At 63.3% G+C, this 19263-nt stretch carries 24 protein-coding genes; 13 read left to right on the top strand and 11 right to left on the bottom strand.

What is annotated here, in order from left to right; all coding sequences use genetic code 11:
* The first annotated feature begins 123 nt into the window (after positions 1 to 123).
* The 4 genes from X728_RS152170 (at position 124) to X728_RS152185 (ending at position 3621) form a co-directional block, all read left to right on the top strand.
* Positions 124 to 1032: a ribokinase gene (locus X728_RS152170; protein ID WP_023714115.1), complete on the top strand. Its 909-nt coding sequence runs from the start codon at positions 124 to 126 to the stop codon at positions 1030 to 1032.
* The gene (locus X728_RS152175) at positions 1029 to 2489 is read left to right on the top strand and encodes an amidase (RefSeq protein ID WP_031195527.1); all 1461 of its coding nucleotides are present in this window, start codon (positions 1029 to 1031) and stop codon (positions 2487 to 2489) included. Before X728_RS152170 ends, X728_RS152175 begins: the two co-directional genes overlap by 4 nt.
* A 98-nt stretch (positions 2490 to 2587) precedes the next feature.
* A complete protein-coding gene (locus tag X728_RS152180; RefSeq protein WP_023669737.1) occupies positions 2588 to 3202 on the top strand; it encodes a LysE family translocator in 615 nt (204 codons plus the stop codon).
* Between the two features lie 146 nt (positions 3203 to 3348).
* On the top strand, positions 3349 to 3621 hold the full coding sequence (locus X728_RS152185; protein ID WP_245266146.1) for a hypothetical protein: 273 nt from the start codon (positions 3349 to 3351) through the stop codon (positions 3619 to 3621).
* Between the two features lie 209 nt (positions 3622 to 3830).
* Here the strand turns inward: X728_RS152185 and X728_RS152190 are convergent, their stop codons facing one another.
* Positions 3831 to 4772 carry a nucleoside hydrolase gene (locus tag X728_RS152190; RefSeq protein WP_023698210.1) on the bottom strand — a complete coding sequence of 314 codons (942 nt, stop codon included), beginning with the start codon at positions 4770 to 4772 and terminating at the stop codon, positions 3831 to 3833.
* Positions 4773 to 4916: 144 nt separating this feature from the next.
* Here X728_RS152190 and X728_RS152195 point away from each other — a divergent pair, with 144 nt between their 5' ends.
* Both X728_RS152195 and X728_RS152200 read left to right on the top strand, forming a co-directional pair.
* Positions 4917 to 5342, top strand: a complete 426-nt coding sequence (locus X728_RS152195) for an Hsp20 family protein (RefSeq protein ID WP_023669741.1) — start codon at positions 4917 to 4919, stop codon at positions 5340 to 5342.
* A gap of 64 nt (positions 5343 to 5406) precedes the next feature.
* Positions 5407 to 5664, top strand: coding sequence for a DUF1150 family protein (locus X728_RS152200; protein ID WP_023831687.1), 258 nt, complete (start codon positions 5407 to 5409; stop codon positions 5662 to 5664).
* A gap of 71 nt (positions 5665 to 5735) precedes the next feature.
* On the opposite strand, the gene ptsN is transcribed toward X728_RS152200, so the two are convergent.
* From ptsN to lptC, 6 genes are all read right to left on the bottom strand, one after another.
* Entirely contained in the window at positions 5736 to 6200 is a 465-nt protein-coding gene (ptsN, locus tag X728_RS152205; RefSeq protein ID WP_023669743.1) for a PTS IIA-like nitrogen regulatory protein PtsN, read from the bottom strand.
* A gap of 108 nt (positions 6201 to 6308) precedes the next feature.
* Positions 6309 to 6893: a ribosome-associated translation inhibitor RaiA gene (gene raiA, locus X728_RS152210; protein WP_023751408.1), complete on the bottom strand. Its 585-nt coding sequence runs from the start codon at positions 6891 to 6893 to the stop codon at positions 6309 to 6311.
* Positions 6894 to 7290: 397 nt separating this feature from the next.
* Complete coding sequence (gene rpoN / locus X728_RS152215) at positions 7291 to 8817, bottom strand: RNA polymerase factor sigma-54 (protein WP_023683070.1); 1527 nt, start codon at positions 8815 to 8817, stop codon at positions 7291 to 7293.
* Positions 8818 to 9030: 213 nt separating this feature from the next.
* Complete coding sequence (gene lptB, locus X728_RS152220) at positions 9031 to 9849, bottom strand: LPS export ABC transporter ATP-binding protein (protein WP_023831686.1); 819 nt, start codon at positions 9847 to 9849, stop codon at positions 9031 to 9033.
* Positions 9846 to 10430 (bottom strand): LptA/OstA family protein, encoded by a 585-nt coding sequence (locus X728_RS152225; RefSeq protein ID WP_023683069.1) that lies wholly within the window; start codon positions 10428 to 10430, stop codon positions 9846 to 9848. The genes lptB and X728_RS152225 overlap by 4 nt, the downstream gene beginning before the upstream one ends.
* Positions 10417 to 11130, bottom strand: a complete 714-nt coding sequence (lptC, locus tag X728_RS152230; protein WP_023669748.1) for an LPS export ABC transporter periplasmic protein LptC — start codon at positions 11128 to 11130, stop codon at positions 10417 to 10419. Before lptC ends, X728_RS152225 begins: the two co-directional genes overlap by 14 nt.
* A 295-nt stretch (positions 11131 to 11425) precedes the next feature.
* Between lptC and sppA the strand changes: the two genes are divergently transcribed.
* The 4 genes from sppA to X728_RS152250 all read left to right on the top strand — a co-directional run bounded on the left by sppA (position 11426) and on the right by X728_RS152250 (position 14141).
* Positions 11426 to 12382: a signal peptide peptidase SppA gene (gene sppA / locus X728_RS152235; protein WP_023820573.1), complete on the top strand. Its 957-nt coding sequence runs from the start codon at positions 11426 to 11428 to the stop codon at positions 12380 to 12382.
* A gap of 80 nt (positions 12383 to 12462) precedes the next feature.
* On the top strand, positions 12463 to 12747 hold the full coding sequence (locus tag X728_RS152240) for an integration host factor subunit beta (RefSeq protein ID WP_006200394.1): 285 nt from the start codon (positions 12463 to 12465) through the stop codon (positions 12745 to 12747).
* Positions 12748 to 12799: 52 nt separating this feature from the next.
* Positions 12800 to 13144 carry a lipopolysaccharide assembly protein LapA domain-containing protein gene (locus X728_RS152245; protein ID WP_023698203.1) on the top strand — a complete coding sequence of 115 codons (345 nt, stop codon included), beginning with the start codon at positions 12800 to 12802 and terminating at the stop codon, positions 13142 to 13144.
* Positions 13145 to 13175: 31 nt separating this feature from the next.
* Positions 13176 to 14141, top strand: coding sequence for an ornithine cyclodeaminase family protein (locus X728_RS152250; protein ID WP_023831685.1), 966 nt, complete (start codon positions 13176 to 13178; stop codon positions 14139 to 14141).
* Between the two features lie 188 nt (positions 14142 to 14329).
* Here the strand turns inward: X728_RS152250 and X728_RS152255 are convergent, their stop codons facing one another.
* From X728_RS152255 to X728_RS152270, 4 genes are all read right to left on the bottom strand, one after another.
* Positions 14330 to 14905 (bottom strand): MFS transporter, encoded by a 576-nt coding sequence (locus X728_RS152255; protein ID WP_023824626.1) that lies wholly within the window; start codon positions 14903 to 14905, stop codon positions 14330 to 14332.
* 96 nt (positions 14906 to 15001) lie between these two features.
* Complete coding sequence (locus tag X728_RS152260; protein WP_023831684.1) at positions 15002 to 15433, bottom strand: EVE domain-containing protein; 432 nt, start codon at positions 15431 to 15433, stop codon at positions 15002 to 15004.
* Positions 15430 to 15840, bottom strand: coding sequence for a VOC family protein (locus X728_RS152265; RefSeq protein WP_023698200.1), 411 nt, complete (start codon positions 15838 to 15840; stop codon positions 15430 to 15432). The genes X728_RS152260 and X728_RS152265 overlap by 4 nt, the downstream gene beginning before the upstream one ends.
* Before the next feature lie 91 nt (positions 15841 to 15931).
* Positions 15932 to 16630, bottom strand: a complete 699-nt coding sequence (locus X728_RS152270) for a YafY family protein (protein WP_023698199.1) — start codon at positions 16628 to 16630, stop codon at positions 15932 to 15934.
* Between the two features lie 127 nt (positions 16631 to 16757).
* Here X728_RS152270 and X728_RS152275 point away from each other — a divergent pair, with 127 nt between their 5' ends.
* From X728_RS152275 to lspA, 3 genes are read left to right on the top strand one after another with little or no spacing between them, the layout of a single operon-like run.
* Positions 16758 to 17840, top strand: a complete 1083-nt coding sequence (locus tag X728_RS152275) for a class I SAM-dependent rRNA methyltransferase (RefSeq protein ID WP_023831683.1) — start codon at positions 16758 to 16760, stop codon at positions 17838 to 17840.
* 34 nt (positions 17841 to 17874) lie between these two features.
* Positions 17875 to 18732, top strand: coding sequence for an RNA methyltransferase (locus X728_RS152280; RefSeq protein ID WP_023831682.1), 858 nt, complete (start codon positions 17875 to 17877; stop codon positions 18730 to 18732).
* The gene (gene lspA / locus X728_RS152285) at positions 18729 to 19217 is read left to right on the top strand and encodes a signal peptidase II (protein ID WP_023669760.1); all 489 of its coding nucleotides are present in this window, start codon (positions 18729 to 18731) and stop codon (positions 19215 to 19217) included. Before X728_RS152280 ends, lspA begins: the two co-directional genes overlap by 4 nt.
* Positions 19218 to 19263 lie beyond the last annotated feature (46 nt).

Below are 19263 nucleotides of genomic sequence, written 5' to 3'. Positions count from 1 at the left end.
ACACCGGCGAAATCCCTTCGCCGGTGTTTTTCTTTTTGCGAGCTCCCGGCGCAAAACATCCGCACGCTCTGGCAAGCCGCCGGGTTACAGGTTAGCTTCCCGCGCATTCCGCAGGAGGCTTTCTTGATCATCGTTGTCGGCTCGATCAACCTCGACCTTATCGCCAATGTCGACCGCCTGCCTTCGCCGGGCGAGACGGTCCGCGGCTCCGGCTTCACCACCGCGCCCGGCGGCAAGGGCGCCAACCAGGCGCTGGCTGCGGCGCGCGCCGGCGCCAAGGTGCGCATGGTCGGCGCCGTCGGCAAGGACAATTTCGCCACTGAGGCGCTGGCTTTGCTGGTGGCCGGCAAGGTCGATCTCTCCGGCGTCGGCCAGAGCTTCGCCTCCACCGGCACGGCGCTGATCCTCGTCGGCGCCGATGGCGAGAATGTCATCGCCGTCGTGCCGGGCGCCAATGATTCGGTGCTGCCCGGCGATCTCGCCAAGGCTTTCCTTGCGAAGGGCGACGTCGTCCTGCTGCAGCACGAGATCCCGTTGCAGACTGTCGATGCAGCGCTTGACGCCGCACGCGCCGCCGCCGCGGTCACCGTGCTCAACACCGCGCCGTTCCGTAGCGAGGCGGCAGCGTTGCTCGGCAAGGCCGACTACGCCGTCGCCAACGAAACCGAATTCGACCTTTACGGCGAGGCGCTGTCGCTGAAAGGCCGAGACCGCCCGGCGCGCATGCGCGACTTCGCCGGCAAAACCGGCCGCACCATCGTCGTCACGCTCGGCGGCGACGGCGTGCTGGCGGCGACCCCGGAGGATTTCCTGACCGTGCCGGCGCTGAAGATCACGCCGGTCGACACGGTCGGGGCCGGCGATACTTTTTGCGGTTATCTCGCCGCCGGGCTGGCGTCCAACCTGCCGCTGGAGCAGGCTCTCACCCGCGCCGCAGCCGCCGGCTCGCTCGCCTGCCTGAAGCCCGGCGCCCAGCCGGCCATCCCGCTGGCGGCGGATGTCGACACCGCCCTGCGCAACAACGCCGGATGACAGCCCTGCGCCCCGCAACGAAGCACGCCGTGCCCCCCGCCGGCGACATCTGCCAGATGTCCGCTGTCGACCTGGCCGAGGCGATCCGGCTGCGCCGCCTGTCCGTGCGCGAGTTGGTCGCCGCATTCCTCGACCGCATCGACGCGGTAAACCCGCTGGTCAACGCCATCGTCTCGTTGCGCGAGCGCTCCGACATCCTGCGCGAGGCCGACGCGGCGGACGCGCATCTAGCGCAAGGCGGGCCGGCCGGCTCGCTGTTTGGCCTGCCGATGGCGATAAAAGACCTCGCCATGACGCGCGGCTTGAGGACCAGTTTCGGCTCGCCGATCTTTGCCGATTTCGTGCCGCAGGAGGACGATTTCTTCGTCGAGCGCATCCGCAAGGCCGGCGCCATCATCATCGGCAAGACCAATGTTCCCGAATTCGGGCTGGGATCCAACACCTACAACAACGTGTTCGGCCCGACGCTGAACGCCTTCGATCCGGCGCTCACCGCAGGCGGGTCGAGCGGCGGCGCTGCGGTCGCCCTTGCACTCGACATGGTTCCGGTCGCCGACGGCAGCGATTTCGGCGGCTCGCTGCGCAATCCGGCGGCGTGGAACAATGTCTATGGCTTCCGCCCGTCGCAGGGCCTTGTCCCCGGCGGGCCGGATCTTGAAGTCTTTCATGCCCAGATGGGCATAGACGGACCGATGGGCCGCAGCATCAGCGACATGGCGCTGCTGCTCGATGTGCAGGCGGGCTACCATCCGCATGCGCCCTTGTCCTGGGAAAAGCCTGGTTCGTTCCTCGAAGGGCTGGCAACGCCGGCAAGCGGCGGCCGCGTCGGCTGGCTCGGTGATCTCGGCGGTCACCTGCCGGTAGAGCCTGGCATCCTCGACCTGTGCGAGGCCGCACTCGGCCGCTTCGCGGAGGCATCCTTCCTGACCGAGCCCTTGCTGCCGGATTTCGATTTCGAGGCACTGTGGCAAGCCTTCGTGACGCTGCGGCAGGCGAGCAGCGGCTCGGCGCTGAAAGTCCATTATGACGACCCACACAAGCGCGCCCTGCTGAAGCCGGAAGCCGTCTGGGAGGTGGAGAACGCCATGCGACTGACGGCGCCGCAGATCCGCGCGGCCTCGGTCATCCGCACCTCCTGGCACCGGACGCTGCTGTCGCTGTTCGAGCACTTCGATCTCATCGCGCTGCCGACGGCGCAGGTGTTTCCTTTCGAAGTCGGCACGCATTGGCCAAGTGAGGTCGCCGGACGGACGATGGACAGCTACCATCGCTGGATGCAGGTTTCGGCCTTCGCCACGCTCGGCGGCTGTCCGGCGCTCAACGTGCCCGTCGGCTTCGACGACAAAGGCCGCCCCTTGGGCATGCAGCTGATCGGCCGGCCGCGCGGCGACCTCGCCGTGCTCAGGGCCGGAGCGGCCTATGAGGCGACCTTGCCTTGGCAGGCTGGGGCGTCCTGACGCGAGGGGCGGCACGGTCTGCGACCGGCTTGCACCAGCCCCCGCCGCCATGCATTGATTGCAGCCAGCCGCCTAAGCGCATCCTCGAGGAAATCCCCATGTCGCTGGAACTCTACGCTGCCTATGTCCTTGCCTGCATCGTCATCATCCTGGTGCCCGGTCCGACTGTCACGCTGATCATCGCCAACAGCATCCGCCATGGCTACCGCGCCGGCCTTGCCAATGTCGCCGGCACGCAGGCTGGGCTCGCCGTGATGATCGCCATTGTCGGCATCGGCCTCAACACGCTGATATCGGGCATGGGCCACTGGTTCGAATGGGTACGCCTGATCGGCGCCGCCTATCTGATCTGGATGGGGGTGCAGATGTTCCGTTCCAAGGGCGCGCTGAATGCCGACGGCACCGCGAGAAAGCCGCGCGGCGGCTTCTTCCTGCAGGGCCTGCTGGTGGCGCTGAGCAACCCCAAGACCCTGGTGTTCTTCGGCGCCTTCTTCCCGCAATTCATCGCCCCGCAGGGCAATTACACCCTGCAGATCGTCGTCATGGGCCTCACCGCCATGATCTTCGCCGCCGTCTCGGATTCCACCTATGCTCTCGCCGCCAGCCGCGCCGGCCGCCTGCTCTCGGCCAGCCGCATCAAGCTGATGTCCAGGATCAGCGGCAGCTTTCTGGTCGGCGGCGGCCTGTGGCTGGCTTTTTCGAAGGCGAAGTAACAACCGTGGACGGGTATCCCGATGCAGTATGAGCCGGAATAGAAAGGCTGATTGAAAGTCTGCCTTTACGCCACCACATGAATCGGCGTGGGGGATTCACGTCGATGTCATGGACTTACGCTGGCATAAAAAGGGACGCGCCCGGCGTGGTCCTGATCGTCGTCCTGTTTGCGGTGATGGTTCCTTCGGCTCTCTACAAATGGACGAATGATGCGAGCCCCATCCGGTCCATCGAGCCAATCGACGCAACGGTCAAAAGTACCCATTCAGACAACGGCCGCACGCTTTATCTGGTTGCACTCGAAACCGGTTCGTCCATTCTGGTCGAAGACGACCTCCCGCATCTGATCGGCGCGCCGGCAAGATTGGAGCGCGTCACGCGCGAGAATGGAATGGTCTTCTATCGATTTGCAAAGTGAACGGCGGCGGCGCCTTCCTTCTCCCCTGTGGGAGAAGGTGGATCGGCGCGATAGCGCCGAGACGGATGAGGGGTGTTCCAGCGGAGTGAGACGTGGGCGTTCCCTGGAACACCCCACATCCGTCGCCTTCGGCGACACCGCCCGGGGGCGAGCCACTTGTCTCGCCCCGTCCCTTCGGAACCCACAATGGGGAGAAAGGAAAGACAGAGCTAAAGCCGAGCCAACCGCTCCACCAGCAGCGCGAAAAAGGCGTCATGGTCGATGTCGCGCATCACCATGGCGTTCTTCGGCCGCTTGGTCACGCCCCACCAGTCGATCACGGTCATGCCCATGGTGAGTTCGGAGGTGGTTTCGACGGTGACGTTGCAGTTGCGGCCCTTGAACAGCTCCGGCTTCAACAGATACGCGATGACGCAGGGGTCGTGCAGCGGGCCGCCATCGGTGCCGTATTTCTCCTCGTCGAAGCGCTCGAAGAACTCCAGCATCTCGGCCGTCGCGGTGCCGACCCGGGTGCCGAGCTGGCGGATGGCCTGCGTGCGCTTGGCCGTGGTCAGCGCCTTGTGTGTAACGTCGAGCGGCATCATGACGATCGGAATGCCGGATTTGAACACCAGGTCGGCGGCTTGCGGATCGACATAGATGTTGAATTCTGCGGTCGGCGTGACATTGCCGCCTTCGAAGAAACCGCCGCCCATCAGTACGATTTCCTTGATGCGCGGCGCGATCTTCGGCTCACGGATCAGCGCCAGCGCGACATTGGTGAGAGGGCCGAGCGCGCACAGCGTGATCGTGCCGGCCTCTTCCTTCATCAGCGTCTCGACGATGAAGTCGACCGCATACTGGCCCTGCAGCTTCATCTTCGGATCGGGCAGTTGCGGGCCGTTGAGGCCGGTCTTGCCATGCACTTCCTCGGCGGTGACCAGCTCGCGCGCCAACGGGCGGATGGCGCCTGCATAGACCTTGATGTCGGGCCGGCCGGCCAGTTCGCAGATTTTCCTGGCGTTCTTTTCGGTCAATTTCAGCGGCACGTTGCCGGCAACAGCAGAGATGCCGACGATCTCCAGCTCGGCGCTGCCGAGCGCCAGCAATATGGCGACGGCATCGTCCTGGCCGGGATCCGTGTCGATGATGATCTTGCGGGTCTGGGGCATTTCATTTCCTTATGCGGGGGAGTCTTTTTGGCGGGGGTGTTCGGCGGCTTGAACTTGGCCGCGGCGCGGACCATATCAAGACCATCGGGAAAAATGCCATCCGGGTTTTTCCAGTTTATGTCGCTCCAAAGAGGACAGTGTAACATGAGCCGAATGACGCCCTTCTCCAGCCCGCTTCTCCTTGGTTTCGATGCCATGGAAAAGACCCTGGAACGACTGGCGAAATCCGGTGACAGTTATCCTCCCTACAACATCGAGCGCCTCAGCGGTGCTGACGGCAAGGCCGAAAGGCTGCGCATTACGCTGGCTGTCGCGGGTTTCGCCGAAAGCGATCTCGATGTCACCACGGAGGAAAACCAGTTGGTCGTGCGCGGCCGTCAAACCGACGACACCGAGCGCGAATTCCTCCACCGCGGCATCGCCGCGCGCCAGTTCCAGCGCTGTTTCGTGCTGGCCGACGGCATGCGGGTGATCGCAGCGGAACTGAAGAACGGCCTTTTGTCGATCGATCTCGATCGGCCGGATACCGAACGGCTGGTACGGAAAATAAATATATCGGTGAAAGACTGATCTTTACCGATGGCTCTCATGCGGGATGGCCTTGAGCGGCGTCCTCGCGCCAAGGAGGCTTGAAATGACCAGAACTGACGAAATCATCACCATGACCAGCGGCGAATTCGCCCATCTCGGCGAAGGCTCGGTCGCTTATCTCCGCAAGGTCTCGAGCGACGAGCTGCTCGGGCGCTTCCCCAACCTCGGCGAAATAGCGCCTGGTATGGTCCTGTGGGCCCTGTTTGCCGCCAACGGCCAGCCGATCCTGCTTTCGGATGCGAAAGACCGGGCTTTGGCCGGCGCCATGGAAAACGACCTGACCACTGTCGCCATTCACTAAGGCGACTGCTGGCGGTTGAAATGGAGAGGGCCGCCTTCGGCGGCCCCTGGAAGACTTAAATCCGAAGAACTTCAGGCGGCGTGCGAGGCCTGCGTGTCCGAAAGCAGTGCGTGGATGGCGACCGCGTCGCGCGTGCCTCTGATCTTGGCCACCGTGTCGGCGTCGCGCAAAACCCTGGCGATGCGCGACAGTGCCTTGAGGTGATCGGCGCCGGCGCCTTCCGGGGCCAGCAGCAAAAACACCAGATCGACCGGCTGGTCATCCAAGGCCTCGAAATCGACCGGCGTCTCCAGCCGGGCAAAGACGCCGGCGATGCGCTTCACCCCGGCGAGCTTGCCGTGCGGAATGGCGATGCCGTTGCCGACGCCGGTGGAGCCCAGCCGTTCGCGCTGCAGGATGGTGTCGAACACTTCGCGCTCCGGAATGCCGGAAATCGCCGCCGCTCTCTCGGACAGCAACTGCAGAAGCTGCTTTTTGGAGTTCGCCTTCAACGCCGGCAAGATCGCCGGAACGTTGAGAAGATCGCTCAGATCCATATTTGAAATCCCTTATTCGCCTGCCGTCGCCAGTCCTCGCCCCTCGCGCGGCTGGCTATTATCCCTGTGCGACCATTGCCGTCACCTGTGCGACCATTGTCGTTGTCGTCACGCCTGTGCGACTTTGGTCGTCGACGGGTCGATCCAGCCGATATTTCCGTCCGGCCGCCGATAGACGATGTTGAGGTGGTCGTTTCCGGCGTTGCGGAATACGAAAACCGGGCTGTCCTTGGTGTCGAGTTCGATAACCGCCGACGCCACCGACATGGTCTGCAGCGTCATGGTTGATTCGGCGACGATGGCCGGGGCGTAGTCCTCCGGAATGTCCTCATCGTCATCGGTCAGCGGCGCCATTACCGTATAGGCGATGTCGGTGATTTCGCCATTTCCATTGCCTGAATTGTGCGATTTCAGACGGCGTTTGTAGCGCCGCAGCCTGGTTTCGAGGCGGTCCGCGGCCGCCTCGAAGGCAAGTGTCGGATCCTGGGAATCGCCGGTTGCCTGCAGCGAAGCGCCGGAATCCAGCCTGATCATGCAATCGGCCGAGTAACGCGACCCCGATTTGATGACCGTGACGTGCCCTGAAAAACCGCGATCGAAATATTTTCCAATCGCCTCGCCGACACGATCGGTAATGCGCGTACGCAACGCATCGCCGATATCCATGTGTTTACCCGATATGCGCAATTTCATCTGAAAACTGACCTTCCTTGCTCAGGCTTCAAACTGGCCAGAGTTTATACTCGTGATCCGTGCGCACAAGCTTTGCGGCGTCAACTCGCGCCGATTTTAGATCCGAACTTTCCGGTTGATCACAATCCGCCTTCTTGGCCGTCCCGTGGCCTTCATCGTGACGGACCATCCGCATGCGGGCCGCGAGCCCGTCTCATGCGGGCGGGCTTCTAGACACTTCATTGCAGCTTGTCAATTAATGCATGTCGCCCAGAAGTGCGCTGCGGTTCTGGGACAACGACATGCATCAAAACAAAGACTTAAAGCGCGTCGTATGAATCCGTTTCAGCGCGATGCGCTTTAAGGTCGGAAAGTTGTGGAATCCAGCCATAGCAAAAGCCTTGCCGGGCAAGCAGACCTAGCGCCCCGCGCTCGCCAGAGCGCGCTTTTCACGCCGCCGCTGCACCGACGAGGGAATATTCATACCCTCCCGGTACTTGGCCACCGTGCGCCGGGCAATATCGACGCCGCTTTCCTTCAACATATCGACGATTGCGTCATCGGACAGCACATCGGCGGGCTTTTCCTCGTCGATCAGCTGCTTGATGCGGTCGCGCACCGCTTCCGAGGAATGCGCATCACCGCCGCCCGACGCCGCGATCGAAGCCGTGAAGAAATAACGCAGCTCGAACACGCCACGCGGCGTCAGCATGTATTTGTTAGCCGTCACCCGGCTGACGGTCGATTCATGCATGCCGATGGCATCGGCCACCGTGCGCAGGTTGAGCGGCCTGAGCTGGCGCACGCCATGGACGAGAAAGGCGTCCTGCTGGCGCACGATTTCCGACGCCACTTTCAGGATCGTCTTTGCCCGCTGGTCGAGACTGCGCGTCAGCCAGTTGGCATTCTGCAGGCATTCGGCCAGGAAATCCTTCTCCGCCTGATTCTTCGCATGCGGCGAGACCTGGGCGAAATAGATGTGATCGACAAGCACGCGCGGCAGCGTCTCGGCATTGAGCTCGACCGTCCAGCTACCGTCATTGGCGGCGCGGACTTCGACATCGGCGACGATGGCGTCGCTGGCGCCGCCCGAAAACGCCATGCCCGGGCGCGGGTCGAGCGCGCGGATTTCAGCCAGCATGTCGAGGAGATCCTCCTCGTCGACCCCGCAAAGCCGCTTCAGCGTCTGGAAATCGCGCCGCGCCAGGAGTTCTAGGTTGCCGATCAGCGTCTTCATCGCCGGATCGAGACGATCGCGCATGGCAAGCTGCAGCGACAGGCATTCGGCAAGGTCGCGCGCAAACAGGCCGACCGGCTCGAATGTGTGGCAGGCTGCCAGCACATTGGCCACCATCGCCTGATCGGCGCCGAGCCGTTTGGCGATCTCGGCGGGATCGGCGCGCAGATAGCCGGCCTCGTCCAGGCCGTCGGCCAGTTCGGCTGCGATCAGCCTTGCGGCCGGATCGGCAAAGGCAAGCGCGATCTGCTCGCCAACATGCTGGCGCAGCGTGATCGCCGCGGCTGCCATGTCGCCGACATCGAAGCCTTCGGAAGAACCGGACGAACTATTGCCGGTGGCCGACTTCCACTGCGCCGTCAGGTCCGGGCCGAGCCGCTCGCTGGTGCCGGGATCGTCGGGGAACAGATTTTCCAGCGAGCTGTCGAGCTTGTCGGAGATCGCTTCGGCGCTCCACGCCGTCTCGTTTTCGAACCAGTCGCCATCGGCGGCAGGCTCAGGAGCGGCATCGCCCTTCTGCACCTGGTCGCTTGCGGCGTCATCCTGGGGCTCGGCGCGCTCCAGCAGCGGATTGCGCTCGATCTCGTCGTCGATGAAGTGGTCGAGCTCGACATGGGTGAGCTGCAACAGCCTGATCGACTGCATCAGCTGCGGCGTCATCACCAGCGACTGGGATTGTCGTAGCTGTAGTTTCGCCGCCAACGCCATGGTTCGGTTTCAAACGCCCTTCTGCACCCGGAAGCCTACACATCAGAAGCTGCCGGAAAATGAATTTTTCCGACCTTCCATAGAAACTGGCCCGGCTTTTGCTTGTCAAGGCGAACGATGGCAAAAGGCCCTACCGAAGCATTATCTCACGCAAAATCGGAGAAAAAAGCCCGGCGGGGCGGCAAAAATCACGTCAGGAAACAAATTTCACGCTCAGAGCGTGAAACCTTCGCCGAGGTAGAGCCGGCGCACATCGGAGTTCGCCACCACCTCGTCGGCACGGCCATGAGTCAGCACCTGGCCGGCATGGATGATGTAGGCGCGGTCGATGAGGCCGAGCGTTTCGCGCACATTGTGGTCGGTAATCAGCACGCCGATGCCGCGCGCCGTTAGATGACGAACCAGCTGCTGGATGTCGGCGACGGCAATCGGGTCGATGCCGGCGAACGGCTCGTCGAGCAGCATGTAGGCCGGGCGCGTCGCCAAAGCGCGGGCGATCTCAAGACGCCGCCGCTCGCCACCCGACAGCGACATGGACGGCGACTTGCGCAGATGGCTGATGTGAAATTCCTCGAGCAGTTCGTCGAGATTGCGCTCGCGCACCTTGCGGTCCTTCTCAACCACTTCGAGCACGGCGCGGATGTTCTGCTCGACATTCAGGCCGCGGAAGATCGAGGCTTCCTGCGGCAAATAGCCGATGCCGAGGCGGGCGCGGCGGTACATCGGCATCGAGGTGACGTCGAAACCGTCGATCTCGATCGTGCCCTCATCGACCGGCACCAAGCCGGTGACCATGTAGAAACAGGTGGTCTTGCCGGCGCCGTTCGGCCCGAGCAGCCCGACAGCCTCGCCGGCGCGCACGCCGATGGTGACACCGCTGACCACCTTGCGGCCCTTGTAGCTCTTGGTCAGACCCTTGGCGATCAGGGTCCCCTTGAACTTCGCGGAATCGACGGTGACTGTGGCCGGTGCAGCAAGTTTACTGGCCGCCCGTCCCGGAAGGCGGGTCAGCAGCGAAGATACGCCAGTCATTCGGGCTTCGGGGCCTCGGATTTCGGCGGCGGCGTCATCGACATGATGACGCGCCCGCCGCAGCCATCGACCTGAGCCAGGCCGCTTTTCATCTGCACGGTGAGCTTGCAGCCCTTGAGGACGTTGGGTCCTTGGGACAAGACGACCTCCTTGCCCGACAGAACAAGCACCTGCGTCTTCATGTCGAACGTGGCGTTGTCGCCGGTGGCGATCTGGTCATTCGACTTGATGTAGACTTTGTTCTTGACCACCAGATGGTCGATATTGGCCGAACCGGTCATCGCCGAAGCGCCGGCGGCAGCACCTTTGGCGGCGTTGGGGTCCTTGACGTAGTAGACCTCCATGCTGCCGGCCTTGAGCAGCGTTGGCCCTTGCGTGACGGTGACGTTGCCGCTGAACAGCGCCATGCTGTCGGCTTGGCGGACCTCAAGTTTGTCGCTCTCGATCTGGATCGGCTGGTCGCCCGACAGTTTGAGCCCGGACTGGCTGCTGGCGCTGGACTGAGCCCAGGACGGCGCCATACCCAGCAACAGCAAGGCCGAAGCTGCGGCGACAAGCCGTGCCGAATTACTGGGACGCATTCGTTTCTCCGCTCTTTGCCTCTGCCGCCTTCATAGTGGCCGGATCGATGTGAACGCTTACCTTGTTCTCGAAAACGATGACCTTGCCATTGTCTTCGACCGACATTGAACCCGCGGTGATCCGCGAGCCGTTACGGCTGACATCGACCGCATCACCTGTCTTCATAGAGCCTTTGCCCATATCGAGGAAGACCGATTTGAAGATGGCAGCGACGCCGTCGGTGGTGGTGACGGTAACGTCGCTGGTCATGTCCATCGTGTTGGCGTTTCTGTTGTAGATCCCGCGCTTGGCGTCGACGGTCGCCACATTGTCGGCCGTCAGCGGCAATTTGGCATGGATGCCTTCGAGTTCGATGATGTCCTGCTTGCCGACATCCTGGATGGCGCGCAAGGCCGTCAGCGAATAGGGCAGCTTGTCCTTGGTGAAGCCGTTGAGCTTCGGATTGGCCATCACCAGCTTGCCATCCGCGAAAGCGGTGCCGTCTGCCTGTATCGAAATGTTGATCGGCGCCGCCAGATAGGAATAGACCGGAAACGCAACCGCGATCCCGGCGGCAAGCACCGGCACGGCAAACTTAAGCACGCGCACGCGGCGCGAGTGGCGCTGGGCGCGGTCGAAGGCGTCGCCGCGCGTGCCCGCTGGCGCCGTGGGCGCCAAGGCCGCATCGGCATTGGTCGGTTCGTTCGATCGCGCAAGCATGACTGACTTCTAATAAACCCTTGTCCGCCAAAACACCTGCTATAGGTGGGTTGCCGGCCCCCGCAAGCAAGCACAAGCGGAGGAAAACCGCAAAAATGTGACGGCCGCTGTTTTACAGACGGAACTCAGGCGACACAATTTCGTCACTTCATAGCAGAAACGAACGCGCCGCGTCATTTTTTCCTGAAATGCCTCCGTCGTGAAGGTCGCTTCGTCGCAGGCCCTTGAGGAAGAGGTAGCCGGGCGCGGACGCTTGCTTTAAAAGCATCGCTTCCCACCGACTGTGAGGCAGACCATGGCACTGAGAGCCGACGACCTGATCGACCGCCGCCGCTTGCGGCGCAAGCTGACCTTCTGGCGCGGCGCCGCCATTGCCGTCGTGGCCCTTGGGGTGATTGCGCTTGCAAGCTGGTTCTATGGCGGCGACCTCGGCGGTTCTTCCGTCGACCACATCGCCAAGGTCAGGATCGAAGGCACAATCACCGAGGACGAGGAACTGATCAAGCGGCTGGAAACCATCCGCACGTCCTCGCAGGTCAAGGGCGTCATCCTGGCGATCGATTCGCCCGGCGGCACCACGGTCGGCGGCGAATCGATCTACGAGGAGGTGCGCAAGCTTGCCGCCGACAAGCCGGTGGTGGCCGAGGTCGGCACGCTGGCCGCATCGGCCGGCTACATGATCGCCAGTGCCAGCGACCATATCGTTGCCCGCAAGACGTCGATCGTCGGCTCGATCGGTGTGCTCATCCAGTATCCCGATGTCAGCGGTCTGATGGACAAGGTCGGCATCAAGCTCGAGGAAGTGAAATCTTCGCCGCTGAAGGCATCGCCCTCGCCCTTCAAGCCGACCAATGAAGACGAGCGAGCCATGGTCCGCAAGCTCATCCTCGACAGCTATGACTGGTTCGTCGGCATCGTCGCCGAGCGCCGCAAAATGACCCGCGATCAGGCACTGGCCCTTGCCGACGGCTCGATCTTCACCGGCCGCCAAGGCCTTGCCAACGGTCTGATCGACGCTGTCGGCGGCGAGAGCGTGGCGATCGACTGGCTGGCGACCAAGGGTGTCGACGCCAAGCTCAAGGTGGTGGAATGGAAGGACACCGAGCGGCGTGGCGGCTTCCTGTTCTCGAAAGCAATAGCGCGCAGCGTCGGCAGCGCGCTCGGCCTGTCGGAGGCCGGCAGCGACGTGCTTCACGAAATTGGCGCGGATCGCTTGTTTCTTGACGGTCTCGTTTCCGTCTGGCACCCTTGATCTGCCGGTTGGGGCGAGTAAAAAAGCAAATAAAATCATCCTGATAATTTGACCGCAGCGCTTTCACGGGGACCTTTCTGATGATCAAATCCGAGCTTGTGCAGATCATTGCCACGCGCAACCCGCATCTTTTCCTGCGCGACGTCGAAAACATCGTGGGAGCGATCTTCGACGAGATCACCGATGCCCTGGCGGAAGGCAATCGGGTCGAGTTGCGTGGCTTCGGCGCTTTTTCGGTGAAGAATCGCCCTGCCCGCACCGGCCGCAACCCGCGCACCGGCGAATCCGTCGAGGTCGAGGAGAAGTGGGTGCCGTTCTTCAAGACCGGAAAGGAATTGCGTGAAAGGCTGAATGGCGGCAAGTAGGCGCGGACCACGCGCCGACCTTATCAAGGCCTGCCTTCTCCAGGGAATCTCTATGTTGAACCGCTTCATACTTATCGTGGTCTTCGTGCCGCTCGCCGTCATCCTGATTGCGCTGGCCGTCGCCAACCGCGAGCTGGTCGCCTTCACGCTCGACCCGTTCAACCCCGGCAATCCGAAACTGACGCTGACCTTGCCGCTGTTCATCTTCCTGTTCGTGGCGCTCGCCATCGGCATGGTCGTCGGCAGCCTGGCGACCTGGGTCAAGCAGGGCCGCTACCGCAAGCTGGCGCGCCAGCGCGGGGTCGAGGCCGAGAATTTGCGCCAGGCGGTCAGCCGGGTACCCGCCGCACCGCAAGGCTCGGGCCAGGGTCCGGCGCTGCCGAAGCCAACGGCCTGAAGCCGAAGCTTTTGTCTTCGCGGAGTTTTGCATGCTGACCATTTCGGCCGACGCTGTCGACCAGGCGCTGACCTTTCCCGGGCTGGTCGAGACATTGCGCGCGGCCTTCCGCGAGGGTGCTGTGCAACCCGTCCGCCATCATCACGGAGTCGAACGGCCCGACGGTGCCACTTCCACGCTGCTGTTGATGCCGGCGTGGACCGACTTCCATGCGGCCGGCACGTCGGTCGGCGGTCATATCGGCGTCAAGATCGTCACCGTATCGCCCGACAACAACGCCTTCGGCAAACCGGCGGTGATGGGGCTCTATCTCCTGCTCAACGGCGCCACCGGTGAGCCCGAAGCGCTGATCGACGGCCAACGGCTGACACAGTGGCGCACCGCTTGCGCCTCGGCGCTGGCCGTCTCCTATCTCGCCCGCGAGGACGCATCGCGGCTTCTGGTGGTCGGCGCCGGCGCGCTGTCGCCGTTCCTCGCCAAGGCGCACTCCGCGGTGCGGCCGATCAAGACCATCCGCATCTGGAACCGCACGCCCGCCAATGCCGAAAAGGTCGCGGCTGATTTGCGCGCGGACGGTTTCAACGCCGAGGCCGCAAGCGATCTCGACGCCGAACTCGCCGAGGCCGACATCGTCTCATCGGCGACGATCACGACGACGCCGCTGGTCAAGGGTGCGCTGCTCAAGCGGGGCGCGCATGTCGATCTGGTCGGCGGCTTCACGCCGACCATGCGCGAGAGCGACGACGACGCGATCGCGCGCGCCCGCGTCTATGTCGACACCCGCGCCGGCGCCACCAAGGAAGCCGGCGACATCGTCCAGCCGCTCGCCTCCGGCGTGCTGAAGCCGGAAGCCATCGTCGCCGATCTGCATGAGCTGGCGCGCGGGGAAAAACAGGGCCGGCAGAGCCCCACTGAGGTCACGCTGTTCAAGTCGGTCGGCGCCGCCCTCGAAGACCTTGCCACCGGCATTGCCGTCTACAACGCGCTCAAGCAGTAGCGTCTGCCTGCACCGGCGCCGGCGCCGTTCCTGAGACCAAACTTCCTGACCGCCTCCGCGCTGCCCGCGCCTTGGTCCCATCCAAACATTAGGCGTAGAAGACCAAGCGACTGAGAAGCGTGGGGAAGCGGAACGGCGGCTTTCGGGCCAAATCGCCGCTTCGCGTACGTCAGTGGTGACCGACAAATCTACGGGCGTTTGAAAGAAACTAGAATTGTGAAAGCGAGGAGACCCAAGCCAACGCTTATTGGTACGGCTCTTGGCGAAATCCAGTCCATGAGTGACCCGGTTCCAGTCGATCCCATAACGCTGCCTATGGAGTAGGCCAAAGAAAAGCTGGCAGTTCCGGCTACTAACATCCCGCCCTCGAAGCGCTCGCCCAAGATTGTGAGGGCACAAGTGCTCAAGGCGAATGTTGCAACGCCGATTATAGCGAACACCACCAGGATAGCGGCCTCGGATTGCAAAAACGGGATTGCCAGGAACGCGACCGCTCCTAAAAGGCCGCAGCAGATCGTCACACCGGCACGCGATGTCTTGTCCAGCAACCATCCGACCAGAGGCTGGGCAAACGCGGTGGGAAGTGACAGCACGGTAATGGCGTATGCTGCGAAAGCTTCGGAGTGGCCGACGCGAACGAAGTAGACCGCCATGCCTGAAATCGCAGCAATATCGGCAAAGCCGAAGGCCAATTCGATCAGAACCAGAATGGGTGCGGCGCTGATAAATCGGAGCAGCGCGCCTGCCGGCGCGCGTTCAGGCAACGTCGGCTAAAGTTCCCGGCGATCCGCCGCTTTGGGGCAACGGCAGAGCATCTCGAATGTCTCGGAAGCTGCCGCTACCATGGTAGGAATGGCCGGTCAGTCGGCCTTCATGGCAGCGCCCATCGCCTCGGCGATCAGCGCGAAATCATGCGCCGTAATTTCGAACAGCCCAAAGCGCAGTTGATAACCCCAGTTCGATTTGCCCGCGGTGAAGTCGAGCTGCTCGAGCAGCGGCTTGATCGGCGCCTCCTCGGCCTTGGCCCATTCGACATCCCTGCGGAACGGCGTGAAGCCACCGCCCATGTCGCCCTGGTAAGGCTCGCCTTCTCGCACGGTGCCGATTGCCGTGAAGGCCTGCAGGCCGTCCTTCTCGCGCAGAAGTGTGGTCGGCGAGTAGTAGATGATGCCGTCGCCGGGCTTGATGCGGCGCAAAGGTGCCGCCTTGCCGTGGTTGACCTGCATGAAGCCGGCCTCGCGGCCGCGCCGGACATGTTCGGCGGAAGCGACCGCGATCCAGTGCGCACTCATTTCTGTTCTCCATTGGCCTGTTCCCCATTGGCCTGTTCTCCGTCGTTCAGCCAGTAGACGCGCAGCCGGTGCTTGTCGGGATCGAGCGCAACGAAGGTGCGGCCGAAGTCCATGTCGGTCGGCGTCTGCAGAATGGTCAAGCCGCGTCCTGCCCAGTCCGTGTAGGCGGCGTCCACCGCATCAGGCCGGTCCAACGCGAAGACGAGCTCCGCACCGCCGCCCGCGGCCGCGGCCGACGGCTCCACCGTGTGGCGCGACCACAGGCCGAGCTTGAAGCCATTGTCGAGCACGAACAGCACGAAGGTCGGCGACGTCTCCACCGGCTGGCGTCCCAGCAGCGCACCGTAGAAGGCGCCGCTCCGCTCCGGGCTGTCGACATAAAGGATGACGAAATTGGGGGTGTTCATGTCTGCTCTCCAGGGTTTCGATTGGAGGAGCATAGGTGACCCCACTGTCAGATTCTGGCAGCAGCGTCTTGTGGGCGCGTGGAAAGGAGCATTAAGCGCCAGGCTGGCGCTTCGGTGCGTCCAGCGTCGCGCGCCATTCCTTCAGCAGCGCCTGCCGACGACGCGGATAGCGGATATCCGTGGTGTTGAGCCCCGACATCCGGTCGGAGCGAAAATGTCTGAAATCCTGCCGCGTCTCGCACCAGGCCACCACCACCCGCACCTTGTCGAAAAAGCCGAGCGCGAATGGCCAGATCAAGCGCTCGGAGGCGGCGCCGCCGGCGTCGCGGTAAAGAAAGCCGAGTTTTCTCTCGTTGCGGATCGCCTGGCGCACCAGGCCAAGGTCGATGCTTTCGACAGCATCGCCGTGCGGCCCGACCAAAAGCGCGGTCGCATCGAGGTCCTCGCGCAGATCATCCGGCAGCACAGCGGCGATCTTGGCCAGCGCGTCGGTGGCGGCGGCCGACAGCCGCTTGTCCGGTTGTCTGGCAACCCAACGCGATCCCAGAACGATGGCCTCGATCTCCTCGTCGGTGAACATCAGCGGCGGCAGCATGAAGCCGGGTTTCAGCACATAGCCCAGCCCAGCCTCGCCCTCGATCGGCGCGCCTTGCCCCTGCAGCGTGGCAATGTCGCGGTAGAGCGTTCGGATCGAAACGTCCATCTCGCCGGCAAGCGTGCGACCGCTCACCGGCCGGCGATGCCGGCGCAGGATCTGGATCAAGTCGAGCAGGCGTTCGGAACGGGACATGATTCCAGATTTGCCTGTTTCCTCAGCGAGGTCCACCACCTCAGACATTCGCACGCTGGACCATTTTGTTTGCGCAGCCGGTGACCCTATGTCAAAAGCGGCCTGCCGCCTCCGGAGACGCTCCTGCTTGAAGTCTTTTCGCGACAAACGCCGCGACAACCGTCCGCCCGCAAAGGGCAGGACCGAACACGCGCGGCCGCAGCCGGGCACCGTACCAGTCCGACCCGAAGCCAGACAGCCACGCCACGAAACAAAACCGGACGACCGGTCTGATCCGAAGCCCGCCCCCCGTATCCTGGCGCGTCGCGAAGGCGTCCTGCCCACTGAGCGCCTGCCGGTGATCCTCGAAGTTGCGCCAAATCAGGATTATGCACTGCTCGACAGCGGCGCCGGCGAAAAGCTCGAACAATACGGCCCCTACCGCATCGTGCGGCCCGAGGGACAGGCGATCTGGCAAAAGGCCTTGCCCGCCAGGGACTGGGACCGAGCCGACGCCATCTTCACCGGCGATACCGACGAAGAAGGCATCGGCCGCTGGCGTTTTCCGAAGGTGCCGCTGGGCGAGACCTGGCCGATGAGGCATGACGGCATCGACTATCTCGGCCGCTTCACCTCGTTTCGCCATGTCGGCGTCTTCCCCGAGCAGGCTTCGCACTGGGACCATATGGCCAGCCAGATCGTGGCGGCCAAGCGCCCGGTCAAGGTGCTGAACCTGTTCGGCTATACCGGGCTCGCGTCTCTGGTGGCCGCCCGTGCCGGCGCCGAGGTCACCCATGTCGATGCCTCCAAGAAGGCGGTCGGCTGGGCGCGCGAAAACCAGGAAATGGCCGGTCTCGGCAGCAAGCCGATCCGCTGGATCGTCGACGATGCTGTGAAATTCGCCGAGCGCGAAGAGCGCCGCGGCAGCCGCTACGACATCATCCTGTTCGACCCGCCCGCCTATGGCCGCGGCCCCAAGGGCGAGGTCTGGCAATTGTTCGAGGACCTGCCCGGCCTGACCGATCTTTGCCGCGCGATCCTGACGCCGAAACCGCTCACCGTGGTGCTGACCGCCTATTCCATCCGCGCCTCCTTCTTCGCCATCCATGCCTTGATGCGCGACACCTTTGCCGGCATGGGCGGCACGGTTGAATCAGGCGAACTGATCATCCGCGAGCAGTCCGCCGGGCGGACGCTGTCGACATCGCTGTTTTCGCGCTGGGTGGCCTGAATGCCCCGGAGACCTGAATGCCCGGGAGTCCCGAATGAATGAGCGGCACATCGGCGCGCCCGGGCAGGTCAAGGACGTCACCAGCCTTGCCAATCCGCTGATCAAGGACATCAAGGCGCTCGCCCAGAAGAAATTCCGCGACCAGCAGAACGCCTTCATGGCCGAAGGGCTGAAGCTGGTCATCGACGCCCTCGACCTCGGCTGGTCGATCAGGACGCTGGTTTTCGCCAAGGCCGGACGCGGCAATGCGGCGGTCGAAAAGGTGGCGGCGCGCACGGTTGCCGCCGGCGGCACCGTGCTCGAAGTGTCCGAAAAAGTGCTGGTCGCCATCACCCGCCGTGACAATCCGCAAATGGTGGTCGGCGTCTTCCGGCAAAAACTGCTGCCGCTAAGAGACATCCGCGCTCACGACGGCGACGTCTGGGTGGCGCTCGACCGGGTGCGCGATCCCGGCAATCTCGGCACCGTCATCCGCACCGTCGATGCCGTCGGCGCCAAGGGCGTCATCCTGGTCGGCGAGACTACCGATCCTTTTTCTGTCGAGACCGTGCGCGCCACCATGGGCTCGATCTTCGCCGTGCCGGTGACCAAGGCGACGCCGGAAGCATTTCTGGCTTGGCGAAACAGCTTCTCGGGCCTGGTGGTCGGCACCCATCTGAAGGGTGCGGTCGACTACCGCTCGGTCGATTTCTCCCGAGGACCGGTGCTCTTGATGATGGGCAATGAGCAGCAGGGCCTGCCCGACAATCTGGCGGAAAGCTGCGACCGGCTGCTGCGGATTCCGCAGGCCGGCCGCGCCGATTCACTCAATTTGGCGGTCGCCACCGGAATCATGCTGTTCGAGATCCGGCGCGGCGCGCTGAAACTTGCCCCCGAGGACGCCACATCGTGAAATCATGGTCTCCCTATGCGCTGCTGGTGGTGGTGGCAATCGCGCTCGACCAGTGGATAAAGCATCTGATCGAGACCGGCCTCGTCTTCCAGGAAAAGCTCGACCTGGTGCCATTCCTGGCGCTGTTTCGCACCTACAATACCGGCATCGCCTTCTCGATGTTCTCGTCCTTCGGCGACACCGGCCTGGTCGTCATCGCGGTCGTGGTCGTTGCCTTCGTGCTTTATCTGGCGACGCGCACGCCCTCCGGCCATGTGCTGGCCCGCATCGGCTTTGCCCTGATCATCGGCGGCGCGATCGGCAATCTGATCGACCGCGCCGTCTACGGCCACGTCATCGACTATATATTGTTCCACACGCCGGTATGGTCCTTCGCCGTCTTCAACCTTGCCGATGCCTTCATTTCGGTCGGCGCGGCGCTGGTCGTCTTCGACGAGTTCATCGGCTGGCGGCGCGAGGCCAAGCCGCAAGGCCCAGAAGCCTGACGGCCCGACTCTTTTGACCAATTGACCTCGCCGGACGGTCGCCGCA

Origin of the sequence: Mesorhizobium sp. L103C119B0, from assembly GCF_000502235.1 — a bacterium.
In the GTDB taxonomy this organism is placed as follows: Bacteria; Pseudomonadota; Alphaproteobacteria; order Rhizobiales; family Rhizobiaceae; genus Mesorhizobium.
This window is presented reverse-complemented; position numbering and strand designations above follow the sequence as displayed.